Annotated in this window: 22 protein-coding genes; 8 read left to right on the top strand and 14 right to left on the bottom strand. The window is 73.4% G+C overall.

The window, feature by feature from the left end:
• Positions 1–773: FadR/GntR family transcriptional regulator (locus EBN88_RS09395; protein ID WP_147472688.1), on the bottom strand; the 773-nt coding region annotated here is incomplete at its 3' end.
• Positions 774–1027: 254 nt separating this feature from the next.
• Here EBN88_RS09395 and EBN88_RS09390 point away from each other — a divergent pair.
• The 3 genes from EBN88_RS09390 to EBN88_RS09380 all read left to right on the top strand — a co-directional run bounded on the left by EBN88_RS09390 (position 1028) and on the right by EBN88_RS09380 (position 4044).
• Positions 1028–2329, top strand: coding sequence for an enolase C-terminal domain-like protein (locus EBN88_RS09390; RefSeq protein ID WP_122183345.1), 1302 nt, complete (start codon positions 1028–1030; stop codon positions 2327–2329).
• Between the two features lie 86 nt (positions 2330–2415).
• Entirely contained in the window at positions 2416–3147 is a 732-nt protein-coding gene (locus EBN88_RS09385) for an SDR family NAD(P)-dependent oxidoreductase (RefSeq protein WP_233580562.1), read from the top strand.
• An 84-nt stretch (positions 3148–3231) separates the two neighbouring features.
• Positions 3232–4044 (top strand): class I SAM-dependent methyltransferase, encoded by an 813-nt coding sequence (locus EBN88_RS09380; protein ID WP_233580561.1) that lies wholly within the window; start codon positions 3232–3234, stop codon positions 4042–4044.
• A 64-nt stretch (positions 4045–4108) separates the two neighbouring features.
• Here EBN88_RS09380 and EBN88_RS09375 read toward each other — a convergent pair whose 3' ends face one another.
• Together EBN88_RS09375 and EBN88_RS09370 are read right to left on the bottom strand one after the other, a co-directional pair.
• Positions 4109–4615, bottom strand: coding sequence for a general stress protein (locus tag EBN88_RS09375; protein WP_233580560.1), 507 nt, complete (start codon positions 4613–4615; stop codon positions 4109–4111).
• Between the two features lie 98 nt (positions 4616–4713).
• Positions 4714–5169, bottom strand: coding sequence for a DUF3224 domain-containing protein (locus tag EBN88_RS09370; RefSeq protein WP_233580559.1), 456 nt, complete (start codon positions 5167–5169; stop codon positions 4714–4716).
• Between the two features lie 135 nt (positions 5170–5304).
• On the opposite strand from EBN88_RS09370, the gene EBN88_RS09365 reads away from it, so the two are divergent.
• From EBN88_RS09365 to EBN88_RS09355, 3 genes are all read left to right on the top strand, one after another.
• Positions 5305–6387 (top strand): helix-turn-helix transcriptional regulator, encoded by a 1083-nt coding sequence (locus tag EBN88_RS09365; RefSeq protein WP_199742305.1) that lies wholly within the window; start codon positions 5305–5307, stop codon positions 6385–6387.
• A 117-nt stretch (positions 6388–6504) separates the two neighbouring features.
• Positions 6505–7245: a hypothetical protein gene (locus EBN88_RS09360; RefSeq protein WP_122183342.1), complete on the top strand. Its 741-nt coding sequence runs from the start codon at positions 6505–6507 to the stop codon at positions 7243–7245.
• Between the two features lie 65 nt (positions 7246–7310).
• Positions 7311–8075, top strand: coding sequence for a GntR family transcriptional regulator (locus EBN88_RS09355; protein ID WP_122183341.1), 765 nt, complete (start codon positions 7311–7313; stop codon positions 8073–8075).
• A 52-nt stretch (positions 8076–8127) separates the two neighbouring features.
• Here the strand turns inward: EBN88_RS09355 and EBN88_RS09350 are convergent, their stop codons facing one another.
• From EBN88_RS09350 to EBN88_RS09320, 7 genes are all read right to left on the bottom strand, one after another.
• On the bottom strand, positions 8128–8550 hold the full coding sequence (locus EBN88_RS09350; protein WP_122183340.1) for a DUF6278 family protein: 423 nt from the start codon (positions 8548–8550) through the stop codon (positions 8128–8130).
• Positions 8551–8659: 109 nt separating this feature from the next.
• Positions 8660–9448 carry an exodeoxyribonuclease III gene (locus EBN88_RS09345; RefSeq protein WP_122183339.1) on the bottom strand — a complete coding sequence of 263 codons (789 nt, stop codon included), beginning with the start codon at positions 9446–9448 and terminating at the stop codon, positions 8660–8662.
• Positions 9449–9539: 91 nt separating this feature from the next.
• A complete protein-coding gene (locus tag EBN88_RS09340; RefSeq protein WP_122183351.1) occupies positions 9540–10196 on the bottom strand; it encodes an MBL fold metallo-hydrolase in 657 nt (218 codons plus the stop codon).
• A 112-nt stretch (positions 10197–10308) separates the two neighbouring features.
• Entirely contained in the window at positions 10309–11091 is a 783-nt protein-coding gene (gene pssA / locus EBN88_RS09335; protein ID WP_122183350.1) for a CDP-alcohol phosphatidyltransferase family protein, read from the bottom strand.
• Positions 11092–11152: 61 nt separating this feature from the next.
• Positions 11153–11800 carry a phosphatidylserine decarboxylase gene (locus EBN88_RS09330; RefSeq protein WP_122183338.1) on the bottom strand — a complete coding sequence of 216 codons (648 nt, stop codon included), beginning with the start codon at positions 11798–11800 and terminating at the stop codon, positions 11153–11155.
• 573 nt (positions 11801–12373) lie between these two features.
• Complete coding sequence (locus EBN88_RS09325; RefSeq protein WP_122183337.1) at positions 12374–13342, bottom strand: HpcH/HpaI aldolase/citrate lyase family protein; 969 nt, start codon at positions 13340–13342, stop codon at positions 12374–12376.
• An 81-nt stretch (positions 13343–13423) separates the two neighbouring features.
• A complete protein-coding gene (locus EBN88_RS09320; protein WP_122183336.1) occupies positions 13424–14179 on the bottom strand; it encodes a TetR family transcriptional regulator in 756 nt (251 codons plus the stop codon).
• Positions 14180–14366: 187 nt separating this feature from the next.
• Here EBN88_RS09320 and EBN88_RS09315 point away from each other — a divergent pair, with 187 nt between their 5' ends.
• Positions 14367–15512: a glutathione-independent formaldehyde dehydrogenase gene (locus tag EBN88_RS09315; RefSeq protein WP_122183335.1), complete on the top strand. Its 1146-nt coding sequence runs from the start codon at positions 14367–14369 to the stop codon at positions 15510–15512.
• Between the two features lie 153 nt (positions 15513–15665).
• On the opposite strand, the gene EBN88_RS09310 is transcribed toward EBN88_RS09315, so the two are convergent.
• Both EBN88_RS09310 and EBN88_RS09305 read right to left on the bottom strand, forming a co-directional pair.
• Positions 15666–16907: a serine hydrolase domain-containing protein gene (locus tag EBN88_RS09310; protein WP_122183349.1), complete on the bottom strand. Its 1242-nt coding sequence runs from the start codon at positions 16905–16907 to the stop codon at positions 15666–15668.
• Between the two features lie 141 nt (positions 16908–17048).
• Positions 17049–17807: a class I SAM-dependent methyltransferase gene (locus EBN88_RS09305; protein WP_122183334.1), complete on the bottom strand. Its 759-nt coding sequence runs from the start codon at positions 17805–17807 to the stop codon at positions 17049–17051.
• Between the two features lie 172 nt (positions 17808–17979).
• Here EBN88_RS09305 and EBN88_RS09300 point away from each other — a divergent pair, with 172 nt between their 5' ends.
• Positions 17980–18786, top strand: coding sequence for a phosphotransferase (locus tag EBN88_RS09300; protein ID WP_233580558.1), 807 nt, complete (start codon positions 17980–17982; stop codon positions 18784–18786).
• A gap of 468 nt (positions 18787–19254) precedes the next feature.
• Here EBN88_RS09300 and EBN88_RS09295 read toward each other — a convergent pair whose 3' ends face one another.
• Positions 19255–19806: an NUDIX hydrolase gene (locus EBN88_RS09295; RefSeq protein ID WP_122183348.1), complete on the bottom strand. Its 552-nt coding sequence runs from the start codon at positions 19804–19806 to the stop codon at positions 19255–19257.
• Between the two features lie 80 nt (positions 19807–19886).
• Positions 19887–20684 carry an MBL fold metallo-hydrolase gene (locus EBN88_RS09290; RefSeq protein WP_122183332.1) on the bottom strand — a complete coding sequence of 266 codons (798 nt, stop codon included), beginning with the start codon at positions 20682–20684 and terminating at the stop codon, positions 19887–19889.
• Positions 20685–20731: the final 47 nt, after the last annotated feature.

The raw sequence follows: 20731 nt of genomic DNA, 5'->3' as shown, positions 1-20731 counted from the left end.
GAGGAGCGGCCGGCCGGCCCGCCGGGCCGCTCCGCCTCGGCGGCCTCCGGCCGGCCCGCGCCCCGGGCGGCGTCGGCGGCCTCGATCGCCCGCTGTGCCTCCAAATGGCGCCGCAGCCAGTGCTCCGTGCTGCTCACATGCATCAGCGCGGTGGCCTGCGCCAGCGCCGCGTCGCCCGCCGCCAGCGCCTGGTAGATGGCCTCGTGCTCCGCGAGGGTCCGCTCCGAGGCGTGCTCGTCGACCAGCGCACGCCAGATCCGGCCCCGCAGCGTTCGCCCCGAGATCCCGTCCAGCAGCGAGACCAGCGTCTCGTTGCCCGTCGCCGCCAACACCGCCCGGTGGAACGCCGCGTCGTGCTGGACCAGCAGCTCAACGTCGTCCCTTGCGGCGCGCATCGCCTCCAGCTCCCCGGCCACCACGGCCAGCGCCTCCGGGGTCATCCGCTGGGCCGCGAGTCCGGTGGCCACCGGCTCGAACAGCCGGCGGGTCTCGGTGAGTTCGAGCAGGGTCTCGCCGTGCAGCAGCTCGACGGCCACCGCCAGCCCCTCCAGCAGCAGCCGGGGTTGCAGGCTGGTGACATAGGTCCCGTCGCCCCGGCGGATCTCCAGCACCCGGGCCACCACCAGGGCCTTGACGGCCTCGCGCATCAGGTTGCGCGACAGGCCGAGTTCGGCCGCCAGCTGTTGCTCCGGGGGCAGCTTGGCACCCGGAGGGAGCGCGCCGGACCGGATCAGCTCCCGGATGCGGGTGATGGCGTTGTCGGTCAGCGACATCTGCTCAACCTCGCAAGGGCCTTGGACGCCAGGACCCTAACAGAAAGATCCCACCTTCGGCGAGAGGGTGTGATGTCCTGTGCCCCGAGGAACGTTTGTTGAGTCCGGTAACCAGCGGCGTTGTGGCCAGGGCTGGACGGCGGGGACCGTCGGGCCTATCAATAGATCCCATGTCTTGGCTCTCTCCGGGGGTGGAGCCGCCGCCCCCGGAGCCCCGGGACACGACAACCACCACCACCAGCCCGGCAGGCCCCATGACTGAGCAGATCGTCTCGTTGGACGTCTCGGACGTCCGGTTCCCCACCTCACGGGAGCTGGACGGCTCCGACGCCATGAATCCCGAACCCGACTACTCCGCCACCTATGTCACGATCCGCACCAGCGACAGCGCCCAGGGCCACGGCCTCGCCTTCACCGTCGGTCGGGGCAACGAGGTCCAGGCCGCCGCCGTCGCCGCGCTGAGGCCCCTGGTCGTCGGCCGGTCGGTCGCCGAACTCCTCGCCGATCCGGGGGCGTTCAACCGCGAACTGGTCGGCGACAGCCAACTCCGTTGGCTCGGCCCGGCCAAGGGCGTGATCCACATGGCCGCCGCAGCCGTCGACAACGCCCTCTGGGACCTCGCCGGCCGGCTCGCCGGCAAGCCGGTGTGGCGGCTGCTCGCCGAGATGAGCCCCGAACAGCTCGTCTCCCTCGTCGACTTCCGCTATCTACGGGACGCCCTCACCCCCGAGGAGGCGCTCGACATCCTGCGGGGCGCCGCCCCCGGGCGCGAAGAGCGCACCAGGCGCCTCCTGGAGCGCGGCTTTCCCGCCTACACCACCACCCCCGGCTGGCTCGGCTACACCGACGAGAAGCTCGTCCGGCTCGCCAGGGAGGCCGTGGCCGACGGCTTCCGCCAGATCAAGCTGAAGGTGGGGGCCGACGCCGAGGCCGATCGGCGGCGGCTGAGCCTGGCGCGGGAGGCCGTGGGCCCCGACGTTCGCATCGCCATCGACGCCAACCAGGCGTGGGGCGTGGCCGAGGCCATCGACTGGCTGCGCCCGCTGGCGCCCCTCGATCCCTACTGGATCGAGGAACCCACCTCGCCCGACGACATCATGGGCCACGCCGCCATCCGCCGCGCCGTCGCCCCGATCCGGGTGGCCACCGGCGAACACTGCCAGAACCAGGTGATGTTCAAGCAGCTGCTCCAGGCCGGGGCGATCGACGTGCTCCAGCTCGACGCGTCCCGCGTGGCCGGCGTCACGGAGAACGTCGCGATCCTGCTGCTGGCCGCCAGGTTCGGCGTCCCCGTGTGCCCGCACGCCGGTGGCGTGGGCCTGTGCGAGATGGTGCAGCACCTCGCCATGTTCGACTATGTGGCGGTCAGTGGGACCACCGAGAACCGGGTCATCGAGTATGTCGACCACCTCCACGAACACTTCACCGCTCCGGTCACCCTGCGTGATGGACACTACCTCGCGCCACTGACACCGGGCCTCGGCGCCGAGTTGCGCCCCGAGTCGGTCGCCGCGCACCGCTACCCCGAGGGCCCCGTCTGGAGGGAGCTTCCGTGACCGCCGACCCGACCCCGTCGACCGACCCGACCCCGCCCGCCGACCCCAGCCCCGCACCGCCCGAGGCCGGGCGCCCGTTCGCCGGCCTGACCGCCCTGGTCACCGGCGGCGCCTCCGGCATCGGCCTGGCCACCGCCACGCTGCTGTCCGAACGCGGCGCGCGCGTCGCCTGCCTCGACCTCAACCCCGAGGTGCCCCAGCCGCTGCTCGGCCTGTCGGCCGACGTGACCGACGACGCCTCGGTGCGGCGGGCGGTGTCGGCCGCCGCCGAGGCGCTCGGCGGCGTGGACATCCTGGTGAACAACGCGGGCATCGGCGCCGCCGGCACCATCGAGGACAACCCGGACGAGGAGTGGCACCGGGTTCTCGACGTCAACCTGTTGGGCGTCGTGCGCGTGACCCGCGCCGCGCTGCCCTGGCTGCGCCGCTCCCCGGCCGCCGCGATCGTCAACACCTGCTCGGTCGCGGCCACCACGGGGCTGCCCGACCGCGCGCTCTACTCGGCGACCAAGGGCGCGCTGTTGGCCCTGACCAGGGCCACGGCGGCCGATCTGCTGCCGCAGGGCATCCGGGTCAACTGCGTCAACCCCGGCACCGTCGACACCCCCTGGGTGGGACGGCTGCTGGCCGCCGCCGACGACCCGGCGGCGGAACGCGCGGCGCTGGAGGCGCGCCAGCCGACCGGGCGCCTGGTCGCCGCCGTCGAAGTGGCCGAGGCCATCGCCCAGTTGGCCGGCCCCGGCGCCGGCGCGGTGACCGGCACCGCGCTCCCCGTTGACGGCGGAATGCACAGCCTGCGCCTGCGCACGCCCCGCTGAGCGCGCGCCCCCGGGGCCCGCACGTCCCGGGGGACACGGCGTAACGCTGTTGCCCCATCCCGACCGAGCCGGTGGGATGGGCGGATGACCACCAAGCGGATGACCACCAGAGGGAACGCCGGCGCCGACGCCGGCCCGGACGCCGCGACCGCCGACCACATCGCGCGCAACCGAACCCACTGGGACGAGGAACGCGCCGCCTACCACGCCCCGTTGGCCCGGGCCCACTGGGAGCAGCGCGAGCCCACCTGGGGCCTGTGGGCGACCCCCGAGTCCCGGGCCCGGCTGATCCCCGAGGACATCTCCGGTCGGGATGTGGTCGAACTCGGCTGTGGAACGGGTTATGTGTCCGCCTGGCTGGCCAGAATGGGAGCACGCCCGGTCGGAGTCGATCTCTCGGCCGCGCAGTTGGCGACCGCCCGCGCCCTGCGGGCCGAATTCGGCCTCGACATCGCCCTGTTGCTCGCGGACGCCGAGCGGGTGCCGCTGCGCGACGGCCGGTTCGCGCTGGCGATCAGCGACTACGGGGCCTCGCTCTGGTGCGACCCGTACCGCTGGATACCCGAGGCCGCCCGGCTGCTGGAGCCGGGCGGGCGGCTCGCGTTCAGCCGGCGCTCCCCGTTCTTCGCGGCCTGCCGGCCCGAGGACGGGCCGGCGGAGGAGCGGCTGCTGCGGCCCTACTTCGGCGGTCACCGGCTGCCGCACGGTGGCGGCGTCGAGTTCACGCTCCCGCACGGCGACCTGGTCCGGCTGCTGCGGGAGAACGGCTTCACCGTGGACGACCTGATCGAGGTCCCGGCGCCGGGGGCCGGCGCGCGCGACTACCCGGAGGTCACCGCGTCCTGGGCCAGGCGGTGGCCCAGCGAGGAGCTGTGGAAGGCCACCCTCACCGGCTGAGGCCACCTTCACCGGCTGAGGCCACCCTCACCGGCTGGGGAACGGGCGCCGGGCGGGCGGAGCGTCAACTCTCCCGCCACCCCAGCTTGGTCAACTGGTTTCTGGCGTCCTCCGCGACCTCCTCGTCGGCGACGACGTCGTAGTGGGCGGCGACGATCCGGCTGCGCGAGGCGAAGTCGCGTCGGCCTCCCGTCATCGCCTGGCCCACGAAGCCGAAGATCGCCCCGAAGACCGCGCCATAGACCACACCGCTGAGGATCAGCAGCACGACGCTGGCCCCGCTCTCCGCGAAGAGCGACAGCAGCAGTCCCACCAGCAGGCCGAACCAGGCGCCGGCCCCGGCCCCCGCGCCGGCCGCCCGGCCTCGGGTGAGCCGGCCGAGCACCGTCTCCACCATGCGCAGGTCCGTGCCCACGATGGCGGTTCGCTCCACGGGGAAGCGGTTGTCGGAGAGGAAGTCCACGGCCCGCTGGGCGCGCGGGTAGTCGGGATAGGAACCCACCACGGGCCGGCCGGCGGCCGCGCTCGCGTCCTCGACCGGGACCTGCTGGAACATCGACATCCGGGACATCGGACGGCTCCCTTCCGTTGCGCTTCCCGAACGCCCCGAGTACCCGCCCGCCGGCCGGACTACCCGGCCGACGGACCCCCGCGACTCCCCGGGGTCGGTCAGTCGCCCTCGGGCAGGGTGTAGCCGAACGTGTAGGGAACTTCCTTGGTACCCGCCCGGTAGACGAAGCCGCCCGCCCCGGTCAGCCCGGCCAGCTCGCCCGTGCCGCTGCCGGGCACCACGGTGAGTTCGCAGGTCACCGAGCCGTCCTCGGTGAAGGAGCCGCGCTCCTCCAAGACGAAGGTGCCGGTGCGGCCGTCCACCGTGCCGGTCAGCAGCTCAAGCCCGGTGAAGCTGCCCGCCCGCCCGTGGGTGTAGACGATCGCGTAGTCACAGACGGTGTCCGCCGCCTCCACGCCGCCGGAGAAGTGGTTGGTGACCGTGGCCTGGGCGAGCCGGGGCCCCTCGGCGCCCTCGGGGGTCAGCGCGCGCTCCTGCCAGTCGGCGAAGGAGAAGGTGCCGGTGAGCTGGTGTGCGTGGGTCGCGATGGCCTGGTCGATCGGGGTGCTGGGCACAGTCTCTCCTGGTCTCTTCCGAACTCATGACGTTCTGCCGAAACTGCGCGGAACTGCCCGTTCCGCGCTGTGCGGTGACCACTCTCATCGCTGTACCTGACATCTTCTGTCAGGTACAGCGGCACAATGAGAACCATGCGCGCGGACCGACTGCTCTCCCTCCTTCTGCTCCTCCAGAACCGGGGCCGGCTGACCGCCCCCGAACTGGCCGCTGAGCTGGAGGTGTCGGTGCGCACCGTCTACCGGGACATCGAGGCTCTCGCCGCATCCGGCGTCCCGGTCACCGCCGACCGGGGCCCGGCCGGCGGATACCGGCTGATGGAGGGCTACCGCACCCGGCTCACCGGCCTCACCGACGGCCAGGCCGAGTCGCTCTTCCTGGCCGGAGTCCCCGGCGCCGCCCAGGAGTTGGGGCTGGGCGCCGAACTCGCCGCCGCCCAGCTGAAGCTGCGCGCCGCGCTGCCCGCCGAGCTGGCCGCGCGCACCGAACGGATCACCCAGCGCTTCCATCTCGACGCCCCCGGCTGGTTCCGCGAGTCCGAGCCCGTTCCCCAACTGGCCGCCGTCGCCCGGGCCGTGTGGGAGCAGCGCCCCCTCCGCGCCCACTACCGGGGCTGGCGCGGCGCGGGCGAACGGGAGCTGCGACCGCTCGGCCTGGTCCTCAAGAGCGGCATCTGGTACCTGCTGGCGCTCCGCCACCGGCCGGAGGCGACGGGAGAGGACGAGGGGTCGGTGCGCGGCTACCGGGTGGCCCGCTTCGGCGAGGTGCGCCTGGGCGAGGAGCGCTTCGAGCGCCCGGCCGACTTCGACCTCGCCGCCCACTGGGCCGAGTCCACCCGCGCGCTGGAGGCCGCCCGCTACCGCCAGACGGCGCGGCTGCGGATATCGCCGCGCGCCGGGCGGCTGTTGACCATGCTCTACGGCGCGCCCGGCGCCCAGGCCATGGCCGAGGCCGCGCCCCCGGACGAGCACGGCTGGCGCGTCGTCGACCTGCCCGTGGAGTCCACGCGCATCGCCGTCGGCGACCTGCTGCGACTGGGCGACGAGGCCGAGGTGCTGGGGCCGCCCGCGCTGCGCACCGCCGTCGCCGAGGCGGTGCGCGGCCTGGCCCGCCGCTACGCCGACGAGCCCGCGCCCGACGGGCCCGCGCCCGAGGGCCCGGCGCCGGCCGGTCCCGCGTCGCCCGCCCCGACATCTGGCCGGAACCCGATGGCGTGACGCCGCCCCCCACGGCGCGAACCACCGACCGCACGCCCGGCGTTCCGGCGCTCGCCCCCGTGGACTGCCGCGCGGAGGGGCTCGTGCCCGTCACACCGCGCCGGTAGATTCCCGGCCATGGATGACGAAGCGCTGCTGCTCGTGATCGCGGTGGCCGCCACCGCGCTGGTCGCCCTCGTGTTGGGAGCGGCGCTGCGCGGCCGGCTGGCCACCCGCGCCCGCCGCCGCCAACAGAACTTCTTCGGGCTCCCCGACAACTCCGAGTGCCTGCTGGTCGTCGGCCGCGACACCACGGCCGACGGCGCGGTCGCCCGCAACGACGTGCTGGCGCTGCTGGAGCTGGCCGCCGTGATCAGGAACTCCGGCGCCACCGCCCAGCTGATATCCGGCGAGACCGCCCAACAGGGCTTCGGGGAGCGCACCGAGTTCTGCCTCGGCGGCCCCGTCGCCAACCGCCGCTCGGCGGCCCACCTCTCCAGCCTGCTGCCGGGCGTCCTGGTGAACACAGACGCCGAGGGGCCCGACCGCTGGGCCCTGCACATCGGCAGCGAGCGCTACCGACTCGACCCGGGCGTCGCCGAGTACGTCCTGCTCGCCCGGCTGACCGCCGGCGAGGGCGACCGCCCGGTCTTCCTGGCCTGCGGCCAGCGCTCGGTCACCAACCAGGCGGCCACCCGCTATCTGGCCAGGCACCACACGAGGCTGGCCCGCAAGCACGGCTCCTCCGGCACGTTCTGCCTGCTGCTCAAGGTCGTCAACTCCCAGGCATATGGCGCGGATGTGGTGGAACTGGTCGCCGACGTGACCAAGGCGGCCACCACCCGACCGCCGGGGCTCACCACCAGTAAGGAACTCTGACGCGGTGTGACGTAGCCTGTGCGAGCGGGTACGTACGCCTCGTGGCCGTGGAAGGGAGTTCCTGGATGGCCGACAGCCGGCCGATGTACCAGCGCATCGCGGACGATCTGCGTCGACAGATCGACGAGGGAGCCCTGCCTGTGGGGGCGCGCATCCCCTCCCGGGCCGAGCTGAAGCGGACCTACGGGGCCAGCGACCAGACCGTTGACCGCGCCGTGCGCGTCCTCAAGGCGGCGGGGTACGCCACCGGCCAGTTCGGGCGCGGGGTCTTCGTCAGCGACCGCGCCCCCATCGGCGCGCTGCTGCGCTCCACGGACGCCGTGGACTCCCCGCTGGCCGCCGGAGTCACCGCGCTGGTCGGCGAGTTGAGCGAGCAGCCCGAGATCACCTGGGAGGCGGTCTCCACGCCCACGGTCGCCCCGCCCGGCATCGCCGAGCGGCTCGGCGTGCCCCATGGGGAGCCGCTGATGTGCACCCAGTACGAGTACCTGGCCGACCGGCGGCCGCTGCAACTGTCCACCAGCTGGGAGCCGTTGGCCCTCACCGAGGGCACGGACGTGGCCTTCCCCGAACGCGGCCCCTACGCGCGGCGCGGGGTGCGCGGCCGGTTCGCCGCCATCGGAATCCGGGTGGTGCGGGCCCGCGAGGTCGTCGGCTCTCGGCCGGCGACGGGGGCCGAGGCTGAGGCCCTCGGCTGCTCGCCCGGCCAGTGCGTGACGGCCGTCGAACGCACCCACTACGACGCGGACGACCGCGCCGTGGAGACCTCGGACACCGTTGTCCCCGGGGACCGTTGGCGCCTGGAGTACACCATCGCGTTCGGCGGCTGAGGCCCACGGGCGGCCACGGCGGGCCCGCACGCGCGTCGCCGCGCCGCCGCCGTCAGTTCTCGGCCACCTCGGCGTAGACCTGCGACAGCTCGGGGGAGCCGGCCTCCGCCCACTCCCGGCCCACCTCCACCACGTCGACCCGCCGGCCCGAGGCCATCTCCACCACCGGGCGCCCGTCGGGACCCGGGCCCCAACGGGCCCCCGGCACGCACCGCACGATCACCGTGCCGAGGTACAGACCCGCGTCGTTAGCCAGCCACGGCAACTCCTCGGGGTCGTCCCGCCAGCGCGGCTTCAGCTGGTCGAGCGCCTCCAGTGAGACCGGGGTGTCGGCCAGGACGAGCCCCGCCCGCAGCGCCCGGTCCCGCAGCAGCTCGCACTCCGCGAGCAGCTCCGCCACCCCTTCGGTGTCCGACCAGGCGTCGGTCGCGGTGGTCGGCCGCCTACGCCAGTTGTCCAGGAAAGGGATGTTCATGACCCAAGGGTCGCACTCCGGACACCGAAGGGCGGCATCGGCGCGCGGTTCACGCCAGCCGACGGCACAACCACCACCCTTCGACGGCCACTTGACGCCTCCCGCGCGATCAGTCAGCGTCCAGCGCCAGGTCCACCACCACCGGCGCGTGGTCCGAGGCGCCCTTGCCCTTCCGCTCCTCCCGGTCCACATAGGCGTCCGAGACGGCGGCCGCGAACGGCGCGTTCCCGTAGACCAGATCGATCCGCATCCCCCGGTTCTTCGGGAAGCACAGCTGGCGGTAGTCCCAGTAGGTGAAGGGCCGCTCGTACTTCAACGGGCGCGGCACCACGTCGGTCAGCCCCGTGCTCCGCAGCTCGGCGAGCGCGGTGCGCTCCGCCTCCGTGACATGGGTGGCGCCCTCGAACTCCCCGATGTCCCACACGTCGTGGTCCGTCGGCGCCACGTTGAAGTCGCCGAGCACCGCGAACGGCACCGGGCCCGCCGCGTCCTTGGCGACCGTCTCCCGCAACGCCGAGAACCAGGCCAGCTTGTAGGCGAAGTGCGGATGGCCCACCTCGCGCCCGTTGGGCACATAGACCGACCAGACGCGCACCCCGCCGCAACTGGCCGCGACCGCGCGCGGCTCGGCCGAGCCGTTGAACGCCGGCCCGCCGGTCAGGCCCTGGGCCACGTCGGTCAGCCCGACCCGGGAGAGCACCGCCACCCCGTTCCACCGGCCGTCGGCGTGCACCGCCGCCTCGTAGCCGGCCGCGCGCAGCGGCTCCGCCGGGAAGGCGGTGGCGTCGCACTTCAGCTCCTGGAGGCACAGCACATCGGTCTGGCTCCGCTCCAGCCAGGCGAGCAGCCGCTCCAGCCGCACGGTGATCGAGTTGACGTTCCAGGTGGCGATGCGCATGACGGCTCTCTCGGAGATCGGTACGGGACGGACGGGACTGGTGAACGGGGCGGAACGAACGAGGCGGCGCCGGCCGGGACTTGGGCGGAGGCTACGCGAGGGAGACGGACTCGCCCGGGGCCAGCCGCGCGTACTCGGTGGGCCCGACGCCGGGGCCCTGGGGGCCCATGTTCCGTCCGTAGACGGTGAGGCCGACCTCGGAGAGCAGCCCGTCGTGCACGGCGAACGCCCGGCGCGGCGCCAGCTCGCGGACGTACTCCACCACCTCGGAGAACTTGCTCCAGGGCGCGGCCAGCGGCAGCAGCAGCGTGTCCACCGGGCGGCCCGGCACGGTGAACGCGTCGCCTGGGTGGAAGACGGAGCCGCCCTCGGCCGTGACCAGATAGCCGACGTTGGCCACGCGCGGCAGGTCCGGGTGGATCACGGCGTGCAGCTCGCCGTGCACCTCGACCGGGAAGCCGGCGACCTCCAGCGCGTCCCCGTCCCCGACCACCCGCACCCGGCCGGGGAACGCCCCCTCCAGCCGCTCGGCGACGGCGCGCGGGGCGTGGACGAGCAACCCGGGATCGGCCTCCAGCGCGGTGCGCAGCCGCCCCTCGTCGAAGTGGTCGGGATGCTCGTGGGTGATCAACAGCGCGTCCGCGCCCACCGCCGCGTCCGGCTCGCTGAACGCGCCGGGATCGATCACCAGCGTGCGCCCGCCCTCGGTGAGCCGCACACACGCGTGGCCCTTCTTGGTCAGCTCCATGCGGCCCATTGTGCATCGGAGCACTGACAGCCGCCGGGCTCGGCCCGGCGGCTGTCGGAGAGGACTCGGGGGCGCGCCGCTTCTCGGCCCGGCGGGCCCGGCGCGTCGGCCATCAGGGCTGCGCGCCGGCGCGCGCCTCGCGGCGGTTGTCGCGGAAGGCATAGACCCGGCGGCACATGGCGAAGAGCGGGATCACCGCGCCCAGCACCAGCTGGAGCGAGCAGGCGGTCTGGAGCATCAGCAGGCCGCCGGGGGCGTCGAAGGCCCACGCGGTCAGCAGCGCCATGCTGAGCACGATCCAGGAGAGCATCGCGACGGCCAGGGTGCCGCGCGGCTTGGGGTACTCGACCCGGCTCACCATCAGCCAGGCCACCCCGCCGATCGCCAGCAGCGTGGGCGTGAACGGCAGTTCCAGCAGGACGATCGAGACGACGGTCAGCGCGCCGAACGGGCTGGGCATCCCCTGGAAGACGCCGTCGGGCATCGTCACACAGGAGAATCGTGCCAGCCGCAGCACCACGGCCAGCAGCACCACCGTGGCGGCGAGCGCCGAGAGCGGCTCATGAACGTCGCCGACCACCATGCCCCAGACCAGCACGAAGTAGGCCGGAGCGAGACCGAAACTGATCAGATCGGAGAGGTTGTCCAGCTCCGCGCCCATCGGCGAGGCGCGCAGCTTCCGCGCGACCAGCCCGTCGAAGAGGTCGAAGACGGAGGCCAGCAGCATCAACAGCACGGCCGTGGCCGCGTTGTTGCGCACCACCCCCGCGTCCCCGCTGTTGGTCAGGTGCGGGATCAGCACGCCGGTGGTGGTGAAGTAGACGGCGAGAAAGCCGCAGGTGGCGTTCAGCAGGGTGAGGGTGTCCGCTATCGACAGCCGCATCGACAACGACATGGCGTCGTCGTCGGCGTCACCGCCCTCCTCGACGCCCACCCATCGTCGGGTGAACTTGCGGTCAATCACGGTCAAGACGAGTCACTCCCGCCGTCGTGCGTTGACCGACCTCGACGGCCGGCTCGATGCCCTCGGGCAGGTAGACGTCGACGCGGGAGCCGAAACGGATCAGCCCGACCCGCTCGCCCTGCTCGACCTTGCAGCCCTGCGGGACGTACGGCACGATCCGGCGGGCCACCGCGCCCGCGATCTGCACCATCTCCAGGTCGCCCAGCTCGCTGTCGAAGCGCCACACGACGCGCTCGTTGTTCTCGCTCTCCTTGTCGAACGCGGGGACGTAGCCGCCGGGGATGTGCTGCACGGAGGCCACGGTGCCGGAGACCGGCGCCCGGTTGACGTGGACGTTGAGCGGGCTCATGAAGATCGCCACCCGCGTCCTGCCGTCCGGCCAGTCGGTGATGGACTGCACCACCCCGTCCGCCGGGGAGATCACCCGGCCCTGGCCGATCTCGCGTTCCGGGTCACGGAAGAACCACAGCATTCCGGCGGCCAGCGCGGTGGTCGGCACGGCCACCGTCGCCCAACGAGCGGAGCCGCGCGCCTTGACCAGGCTGACGGCCGCGGTGGCGACCGTGGGGAACAGCCAGGCGGAGGCGCCTCGGGCCAGACGTACCCGGCCGCTGGGCAGAGAGGATGAGCGGTGAGGCATGAGAGACCTTCGTAGCGATGTGTGCCGCGCCCGTCAGAGGCGAGGCGGCTTGGTCCCGATGCTATAGGTCCACGGCGGTAACTCGGCAAGCCAGCGGGCTCATCGGGCGCGCGCGGTGGCTTCGGGACGTCGTTCGACGAACGGATGAAACGGATAATCCGCACGCGCTTTCCGGCGGTCCGCGAGGCCGGGAGGGTGGGCGTCGTTCCAAGATCGTCCCGGGGGCTTCGGCGCCCCGGGAAGCCTCTTGCCGCCGGTCAACCGGCCAGATGTGACGCTCCGCTCCCGCTCCGTCACGCGATCTCGTCTCCGTGTGGGGTGGGTTCGGACGATCGCTCCCCGGCGGACCGGAAATCCAAGGGAACTCCTGGTAATTCCCCCAAACTCCCGAAAAGTCCCGGAGAGATCCTCGAAACTCGCCCATGATCCCGCACACGGGGCTGGACCATCATTCGGCAAAGAATCGGCCGCCCGGCGCGCCGTCGCGCGATCGGCCCCGATATGGCCGAAACGCGCGGGGTGCGGCGGGCGCACCCGCGACGCCCGGCCGCCGCGCCCGGCCCGGCCGCCGGGTCAGCCCTCCGGGGGCGTGAAGACCGAGGTGCGCCGCAGCCCGGCGGCGCGGCCCTGCCCCGCCACCACCAGCGCCATCTTCCGGCTGGCCTCGTCGATCATCTCCTCGCCCAGCATCACCGCCCCGCGCGCCCCGCCCGCCGCCGAGGTGGCGTGGGCGTAGGCGTCCAGGATCAGCTCCGCGTGGTCGTAGTCCTCCTGGGACGGCGCGTAGATCTCGTTGGCCAGCTCGATCTGGTCGGGGTGGAGCACCCACTTCCCGTCGAAGCCCAGCGCCGCCGAGCGGCCGGCCGCCGCCCGGAAGCCGTCCGCGTCGCGGATCTGGAGGTAGGGCCCGTCGATCGCCTGGAGGCCGTGGGCGCGGGCGGCCAGCAGGATGCTCATCAGGATGTGGTGGTAGGCGTCGGCCGGGTAACCCGGCGGCTGCTCGCCCACCGCCAGGGTGCGCATCCGGATCGAGGCCATGAGGTCGGCGGGGCCGAAGACCAGCGTCTGGAGGCGGGGCGACGCGGCGGCGATCTCCTCCACGTTGAGCAGGCCCCGCGCGTTCTCCAGCTGGGCCTCGATGCCGATCCGCCCGACCGGCAGGCCCGTCGCCCGCTCGATCTGGGTGAGCAACAGGTCGAGGGCCACCACCTGTTGGGCGTCCTGCGTCTTGGGCAGCAGCAGGCAGTCCAGCCGGTCGCCAGCGCCCTCGACCACGGTGATCACATCGCGGTAGGTCCAGTGCGTCGTCCAGTCGTTGACCCGCACCGCGCGCACCCGGTCGCCCCAGTCGCCCTCGTTGAGCGCCTTCACCACCAGGGCGCGCGCCCCCTCCTTGGCGGCCGGGGCGCAGGCGTCCTCCAGGTCGAGGAACACCATGTCGGCGGGGAGTCGCTGGGCCTTCTCCAGGAAGCGCGGGTTGCTCCCCGGCACGGCGAGGCAGGAGCGGCGCGGCCGGACAACGGGCGGGGCGGCGTCGGTCATCGAGGGGTCCTCCAGCGAACGGGTGGCGGTGCTGCCGCCGTTGACGCGTCGACGATACGACGCGCCCCGCGCGCGGCCGGCTCAGCCCCGCTGGTCGAGCGCCCGCTCGATGGCGCGCATCACCTCGGGCAGCGGGGCGTCCGTGCGCGCCACCGTGACCAGGACCTCGCCGTCGGTGACCGCGCGCGGCGCGCCCGCGCGCTGCCCGGCGCTGGCCGGCAGGTCGCCGAACGCCCGCCGGACGATGGTGAACGCGTGGTCGAGGGCCGCCTCCACGTCCCCCTGCCCGTCCCGGCGCAGCCAGCGGCGCAGCACGTGGTTGTGCGCGGTGACCACGGCCGACGCGGCGACCTCGGCCAGCAGCGGCTCGTCGCCGAGGTGCGAGTGCTCGTCGTAGCGGCCCAACAGGTAACGGGTGAAGAGCCGTTCGTACCGCGAGACCGAGGCGATCTCCCGCTCCCGCAGGGCCGGCACCTCGCGGGTGAGGCGGTAGCGGGCCACCGAGAGGGAGGGCGAGGCGGCGTACATCCGCATCACCTCCTTGATCCCCCGGCAGACGGTGTCGATCGGGTTCTCCTGGGCGGGGGCGTCGAGCAGCACGGCCTCCACGCGCTCCAGGGTGTCGTCGTGGTCCGGGAAGATCGCCTCCTCCTTGGACCGGAAGTGCCGGAAGAACGTCCGCCGCGCGACGCCGGCCGTCGCCGCGATCTCGTCGACCGTGGTCGCCTCGTACCCCTTGGTCGCGAACAACTCCAGCGCCGCCGCCGCGAGGTCACGACGCACCTTCCGCCGCTGCGAGGACTGCTGTGTGCGAGCGGACTTCACCGGACGAGCCATGTAGGGGAACGTACTCCATCCCTCCGACACCGCGCTCAGGGATACCGGACGGTGAACTGGCCGGTGGCGGGGGAGGCGGCCGGCCGGGCCGCCGGCCCGGTGATCGGCTCGCGGGGTGATCCGGGCGACACTACGGTGGAGCAAAGCCCCCAAAAAGGGGTGGAGCCGTGCATGTCGGGAGGTAGCTGTGAAGGCGGTCGTTTACCACGAGCCCTACTCCGTGAAGGTCGAGGACGTTCCCGACGCGCGGATCGAGGACCCCAACGACGTGGTCATCCGGATCACCACCACCGCCATCTGCGGGTCCGACCTGCACATGTACGAGGGGCGGACCGGCGCCGAGCCGGGCATCGTGTTCGGCCACGAGAACATGGGCGTGGTGGAGGAGGTCGGCCCCGGCGTCGCCCGGATCAGGAAGGGCGACCGCGTGGTCCTCCCGTTCAACGTGGGGTGCGGCTTCTGCAAGAACTGCCTCGCCGGCAAGACCGGCTTCTGCCTCACGGTCAACCAGGGCTTCGCCGGCGGCGCCTACGGCTATGTCTCGATGGGGCCCTACCGGGGTGGTCAGGCCGAGTACCTGCGGGTCCCGTTCGCCGACTTCAACTGCCTCACCCTGCCGCGCGGCGAGCAGCACGAGGACGACTTCGCGCTGCTGGCCGACATCTTCCCCACCGGCTACCACGCCACCGAGCTGGCCGGCGTCAGCCCCGGCGAGTCGGTCTGCGTCTTCGGCGCGGGGCCGGTCGGCCTGATGGCCGCCTACTCGGCCCAACTGCGCGGCGCCTCCCGGGTGTTCGTCGTGGACCGGCAGCCCGACCGGCTGGCACTCGCCGAGCGGATCGGCGCCGTCCCGATCGACTACTCGAAGGGCGACGCCGCCGAGCAGATCAAGGACCAGACCGGTGGCGAGGGAACCGACAAGGGCATCGACGCGGTCGGCTACCAGGCCACGGTCCAGGAGGGCGAGGAACAGCCGGCGATCGTCCTCAACACCCTGATCGAGACGGTGCGCGCCACCGGGGCGCTGGGCGTGGTCGGGCTCTATGTCCCGGCCGACCCCGGCGGGCCGAGCGAGACCGCCAAGCACGGCGAACTCCTGGTCAGGATGGGCCGGTTCTTCGAGAAGGGCCTGCGCATGGGCACCGGCCAGGCCAACGTCAAGCAGTACAACCGCCAGTTGCGCGACATGATCATCGCCGGCCGGGCGACCCCGAGCTTCGTGGTCTCCCACCGGCTGCCGCTGGCCGAGGCGCCGGAGGCGTACGACCACTTCGACAAGCGCGACCCGGGCTGGACCAAGGTGCTGCTCAAGCCCGACCTGGTCCCCGCCTGAGCACCGGCGGGGGGCGCGGGGGCGCGCGAGCACCCCGGCGCACGAGCCGGCGCGGGCGGCGACGGTCGTCCCCTTCCGTGGACCGTCGCCGCCCGCGCCAACCCGCCTGCCGGGGGCCCGCTCACCGGGCGCCCGCAGGGGGCCGGGCCTGGGTCAACGCCCGGCGCCGCACAGGGCGTTGTCGATCAGTTCGAGGGTCGCCTCGTCCTGGGCCTCCTGCCCCTCGGCGTCATCGAAGCGCACCGTGAACACGGCCGCGCTCGCCGCCGCCGAGCCGTCCTCGGTCACCGCCCCCTCGGAGATCGTGCCGAACGACGTTCCGCCGTGGAACCACAGCCCCGGCTCGCCCTCCCCGCAGCGCGGCGCCCAGACCAGGCCCAGCCCGTACTCCGCGCCCGGGCCGAAGGCCGAAGCGGGAACGGTGCGTCGCATGTCGGCCAGCCGCTCCTCGGACAGCAGCGTTCCGTCCATCAGCGCCCGCAGGAACGTGTTCCGGTCCGCCGGGGTGCTGATCATCGCCCCGTCGGCGCCGGCGTCGGCCGTCAGCGTGGTGTCCGTCAGCTCCTCGTACCCGGGGAACTGGAGGTAGGCGTGCGCCGTCGGCCGAGGTATGTAGGGCGAGTTGCCGGGGGAGATGGTGTGCTCCAGGCCCAGCGGCTCGATGATCCGGTCGTGCACCTCCTGCTCCCAGCGGTGGCCCGTGGCCTCCTCGATGATCATCCCGGCCAGCACGTAGTTGGTGTTGGAGTACTCCCACCGCGTCTCGCCCGCCGGGTCATCGGCGTCCGGCAGCCAGCCCGGCGGCTCGGTCATCGCCACCGCCACCGCCTCCTCGGGCGACATCGACACGAAACGGTTCTCCAGGTAGTGCTCCGGGGTCAGCGCCCCCGGCTCGCCGAAGATGATGTCGGTGTAGTTGGCCAGCCCGCTGGTCTGCCGCAGCAGGTTCTCCACCGTGATCCGCGAGCCGTCGTTGCCCTCGCCGGTCACCACGCCGGGCAGCCAGTCCTCCACCGTGTCGGAGAGCGAGATCCTTCCCTCGTCGACGAGTTGGAGCGCGACCACCGAGACGAACGTCTTGGTGTCGCTGCCGATCCGGTAGTAGCTGCCCCACGGCACCGGCTCGTCGGTCCCCAGCTCCGCCACCCCGGCCCGCGCCCGGGCCCGTTCGCCGTCGGCCCCCTCGACCTCCACCACCATCCCGGTGGCGCCGGTCTCCACCACCTCGTTCGCGTCCCTTCGCAGCCGCGACTCGTGGGACGTCTCGGAGGCGTCGCTCGTCAGGCCGAACGCCGCGCCCTGGGGCGCCACCACCATCGCCGTGCCCGTCGCCAGCACGCCGGCCCCCGCCGTCAACGCCCACGCCCTGGTCAACCGACCGCCGAACCGTGCCATGAACACCGCCACCTTCCGCCCGTTCCGGGCGTCGCTCCCGTTTCCCCCGTGCGAGATCAACGGTAGGAACGCGGCGGGACGCGGACCATGGAGCGGCCCCGTCTTCCGGGGGTGGGGCTAGCCCCCGCCCCCGACCGGGGCTCACCCCCCGTCCGGCAGCCGGTAGACCGAGACATGGGAGCGCGACTCGGCGGTGAACTCGGTCCCTTCCCAGTCGGCGTGGCGTGACTCCAGCTCGAATCCGGCCAGTTGGGCCATGAGGTCCAGCTCCGCCGGCCAGATGTAGCGGTGCGGGCTGAGGAACACCCCCTCCAACTCGCCCCTCCCCGAACGGGCGTCACCGTATCTGACGTGGTGGGAGACGACCCGCTGGCGCAGCACGTCATAGGTGTCCAGGGCGAGGTAGCCGTCCTCCGTGTGCCAGACCACGGCCTGCTGACCCGGCGGCAGCTTCCGCACATCCGGCACCCACAGCTCGATCACGAACCGCCCGCCGGGCGGCAGGTGGCGGGCGGCGTTGCGGAAGCAGGCGACCTGTTCGGCCTGCGTGAGCAGGTTGGAGATGGTGTTGAAGACCAGGTAGACGAGGCGGAACGGGCCCGGGGCGCTGGCGGTCGCCATGTCGCCGAACACGACCGGGATCGTCGCCTCGTCCGCCTTGGTGCGCAGTCGCTCCACCATCGGCCGCGACAACTCGATGCCGGTGACCGGCACTCCGCGCTCCACGAGCGGAACGGCCACCCGACCGGTTCCGATCGCGAACTCCAACGCCGCGCCTCCGTCGGCGAGTCGGGCGAGGCGCTCCACGGTGGGGCCGAGCACCTCGGGGGCGAACATGCCGGTGCCGGGCGTGTCATAGCTCTGGGCGGCCTTGGCGTCCCAGATGTCCTCCTGTCGCATGTGCGCCAGCCTTCCGGAGGCGGCGGACGGTGTCGAACGGGTTTGGCGCGGGGCGGCCGGGTGCGGCGGCAGGGTTCGTGGCCGGTAGCGGCAGCGGCGTTCGGCGGCGTTCGCCGCGTTCGCGGGCGAAATCCGTTGGCGCCGGCGCCGGGTGGCGCGGGACCCTCCGCCCATGCCGAACGGAGAGCCGCCCGCGATGCCCGAGGTGCCCGAGCCGTCCGAGGTGCTTCAGGACACCCCCCACCGCCGGGTGGAGCGCGTCGGGAACACGGTCCGCCGTCCCACCCACCCCTGGAGCCCGGCCGTGCACGCCCTGCTCGGGCACCTGGCCGAGGTCGAATTCCCCTACGCCCCGCGCCTGTTGGGCGTCGACGCCCAGGGGCGGGAGATCCTGGAGCACCTCGACGGCGACTCGGGCCCGGACGGCTGGTCCCGGATCGTCGACGAGGCGGGCCTGCGCGCCTTCGCCCGCCTGCTGCGTGACTACCACCGCGCGGTGGCCGACTTCCGGCCACCCGCCGACCTGGCCTGGTGCACCGGGGCTTCCACCCTCGGGCCGGGAGAGATCGTCTGCCACGGGGACTTCGGCCCCTGGAACGTCGTCTGGCACGGCCGCCGCCCCGTCGGCCTGATCGACTGGGACTACGCCCGCCCCGCCGCTCCCCTCCACGACATCGCCTACGCGCTGGAGTACGCCGCCCCTTTCCGCGACGACGCCGAGTGCCTCCGCTGGCTGCGTTACCCCGAGCCGCCCGACCGCCGCCGGCGGATCGAGGTGTTCGCCGAGGGCTACGGCCTGCCCGGAACCGCCGGCCTCGTGGACGCGGTCATCGCCGTTCAGGACGGCACGGTCGCGTTGGTCCGCCGGCTGGCGGACCGGGGCCGACAGCCGCAGGTCGCCTGGGTCGCGGAGGGCCACCTCGACGAACTGCGCGCCCGCGCGGCCTGGAGCCGCGCCCACCGGCACCTGCTGGAGTGAACGGGCCGGACCCTCCGGTCAGGAGGCGTCCGGCCGGTGTCGCCCACACCGTTCCACCTGCCGCTCCAACGTGCGCAGGAGCGTCGCGACGGCGAGAGCATCCTCCTCTTCGGTGCGGCCGCGCCGGGCGCCCACGCCGGGGGCACGCGCGGAGCCGCTCGACCGCCGCGAGAACCCTCGTCAGTCCAGCGGTGTCCACCGCAGAATGTCCAGGTGGTTCGGGTGGTCCTCGCTGTTCCAGCGGTAGTGCCGGACGGCGGGGGCTCGCGAGGGGCGGCTGCGGCGCCGAACGGTCACTCGGCCCGCGCTGTCATAAATGTCCCACGAACCTGTGGCTGCCGTGTTACCGAGGGTATCCGTGGCTTTCCCGTCTGCCAACGGGTCGGGTACGGAGCGGGGCCGGGTGGTGACGGGCCGATGGGCGCCCCGCGTTGCCGGGGGAGCGGGCCCCGTTCCGGGGCGGGTTGGTCATCTCCCGTGCGGCGGCGCCTCGTTGGGGATCTCGTTGGGCACATAGCCCAGGTGCACCGGGCCCGTGCGGGCGCGGTCGGCGAGCAGGGTGGCGAGGGTTGGTGGCCACAACGCCTCGGTGGCGGTGGCGAGTTCGGCCGGTGGCCACCAGCGCCAGGCCAGGATGCCGTCCTCGGCGTGGGCCGCCGCCAGGCCGGGGCCCAGATCACGGCGCGGGCCGTGGGCGAGATAGATGTGCTCGTGCTGGCGGACCGGCACCCCGGAGCGGGTGTAGTCGTGTTCCCAGGTGCACAGCAGTGGCCCCGGGGTGATGTCGAACCACCCCGTCTCCTCGCGGAGTTCGCGCAGCGCGCCCTCGCGGGTCGACTCGCCGGGGTCGAGCCCGCCGCCGGGCATCGACCAGTGGACGCCGACCTCCTCGTTGTCGTACCGGAAGAGGAAGATCGCCCCCGCCGGGTCCAGCACGGCGATCCGCGCCGCGCGGCGCGGCGTGCGGGGGACGGCGGGCCCAGGCCCCGACGGGGGCGGCGTGGGCTGGGGAGTGGACATCACGAACGCGAACACCTCCGGAGGGCGGCTCAACGGGGGATTCCAGAGCGGCCGGCGCGGTTCCCGCCCGACGTTTCCGGTCAGGGCCGGCCCACCCGGCGGGCCTGAGCGACGGCGGCGCACGGACCGTCGGGGAACGGGTCTCCATGCCCGGGGAGCAGCAGGAGCGGGCCCGCGCCGGTCGCGGCCTCCAGCGCCTCCAGCCGGTCGAGCGCGGCGAACGCGGCCTCGCTGTCGTGGGTGAAGCCTCGGCAGACCAGCGTGGGACCCCGGCGGCCGGTCAGCCCGTCGTGGGTGACGAGGGCGTCGCCGGTGAACAGCAGGCCCCGCTCGGCGAAGAGATAGGCGGTGCTGCCCGGGGTGTGCCCCGGCAGCGGCACGGCACGTGGCGCGCCCGGCACCCCGGGGAGGGGGCCGCTCGCGTCGAAGGTGCGCGGCTCGCGCACCGCGCGGGCGGTGAAGGCGCCCCGGCGCGCGAGGTGCAGCGGGGTGCCGAGCCCCGCCGGCCTGCGCAGCAGGTACGGCAGCGGGGAACGTTCCGACGGGGCGAGGCGCAGGGCGCTGCGGGGCCCCCGGCGCAGGATGGGCGCGTCCGCCTCGTGGACCCAGATCTCGGCGCCGTCCCGCTGGAGCGCGTGGGCCAGGCCGGTGTGGTCCGGGTGGCCGTGGGTGAGCGGCACCGCGCGGACGTCCTCCCGCGCGTGGCCGGAGGCGGCGAGCCAGTGGTCGAACTGGCCGAGGTGGCCGGGGAGTCCGGCGTCGACCAGCACCAGGCCGTCGGGCTCCTCCAGCGCGTAGAAGTTGACCACGGCGTCCCCGAGCCGGTGTACGCCGGGGGCGGGTTGGCGGGAGGGGGTGAGGCGGGCCGGGCGGGACATGGTTCTCCCTCGGGAGGACGGTACTTTCGTTACAGTCGACTGTAACG

This window comes from Streptomyces triticirhizae (genome assembly GCF_003696235.1).
Lineage (GTDB): Bacteria > Actinomycetota > Actinomycetes > Streptomycetales > Streptomycetaceae > Streptomyces > Streptomyces triticirhizae.
This window is presented reverse-complemented; position numbering and strand designations above follow the sequence as displayed.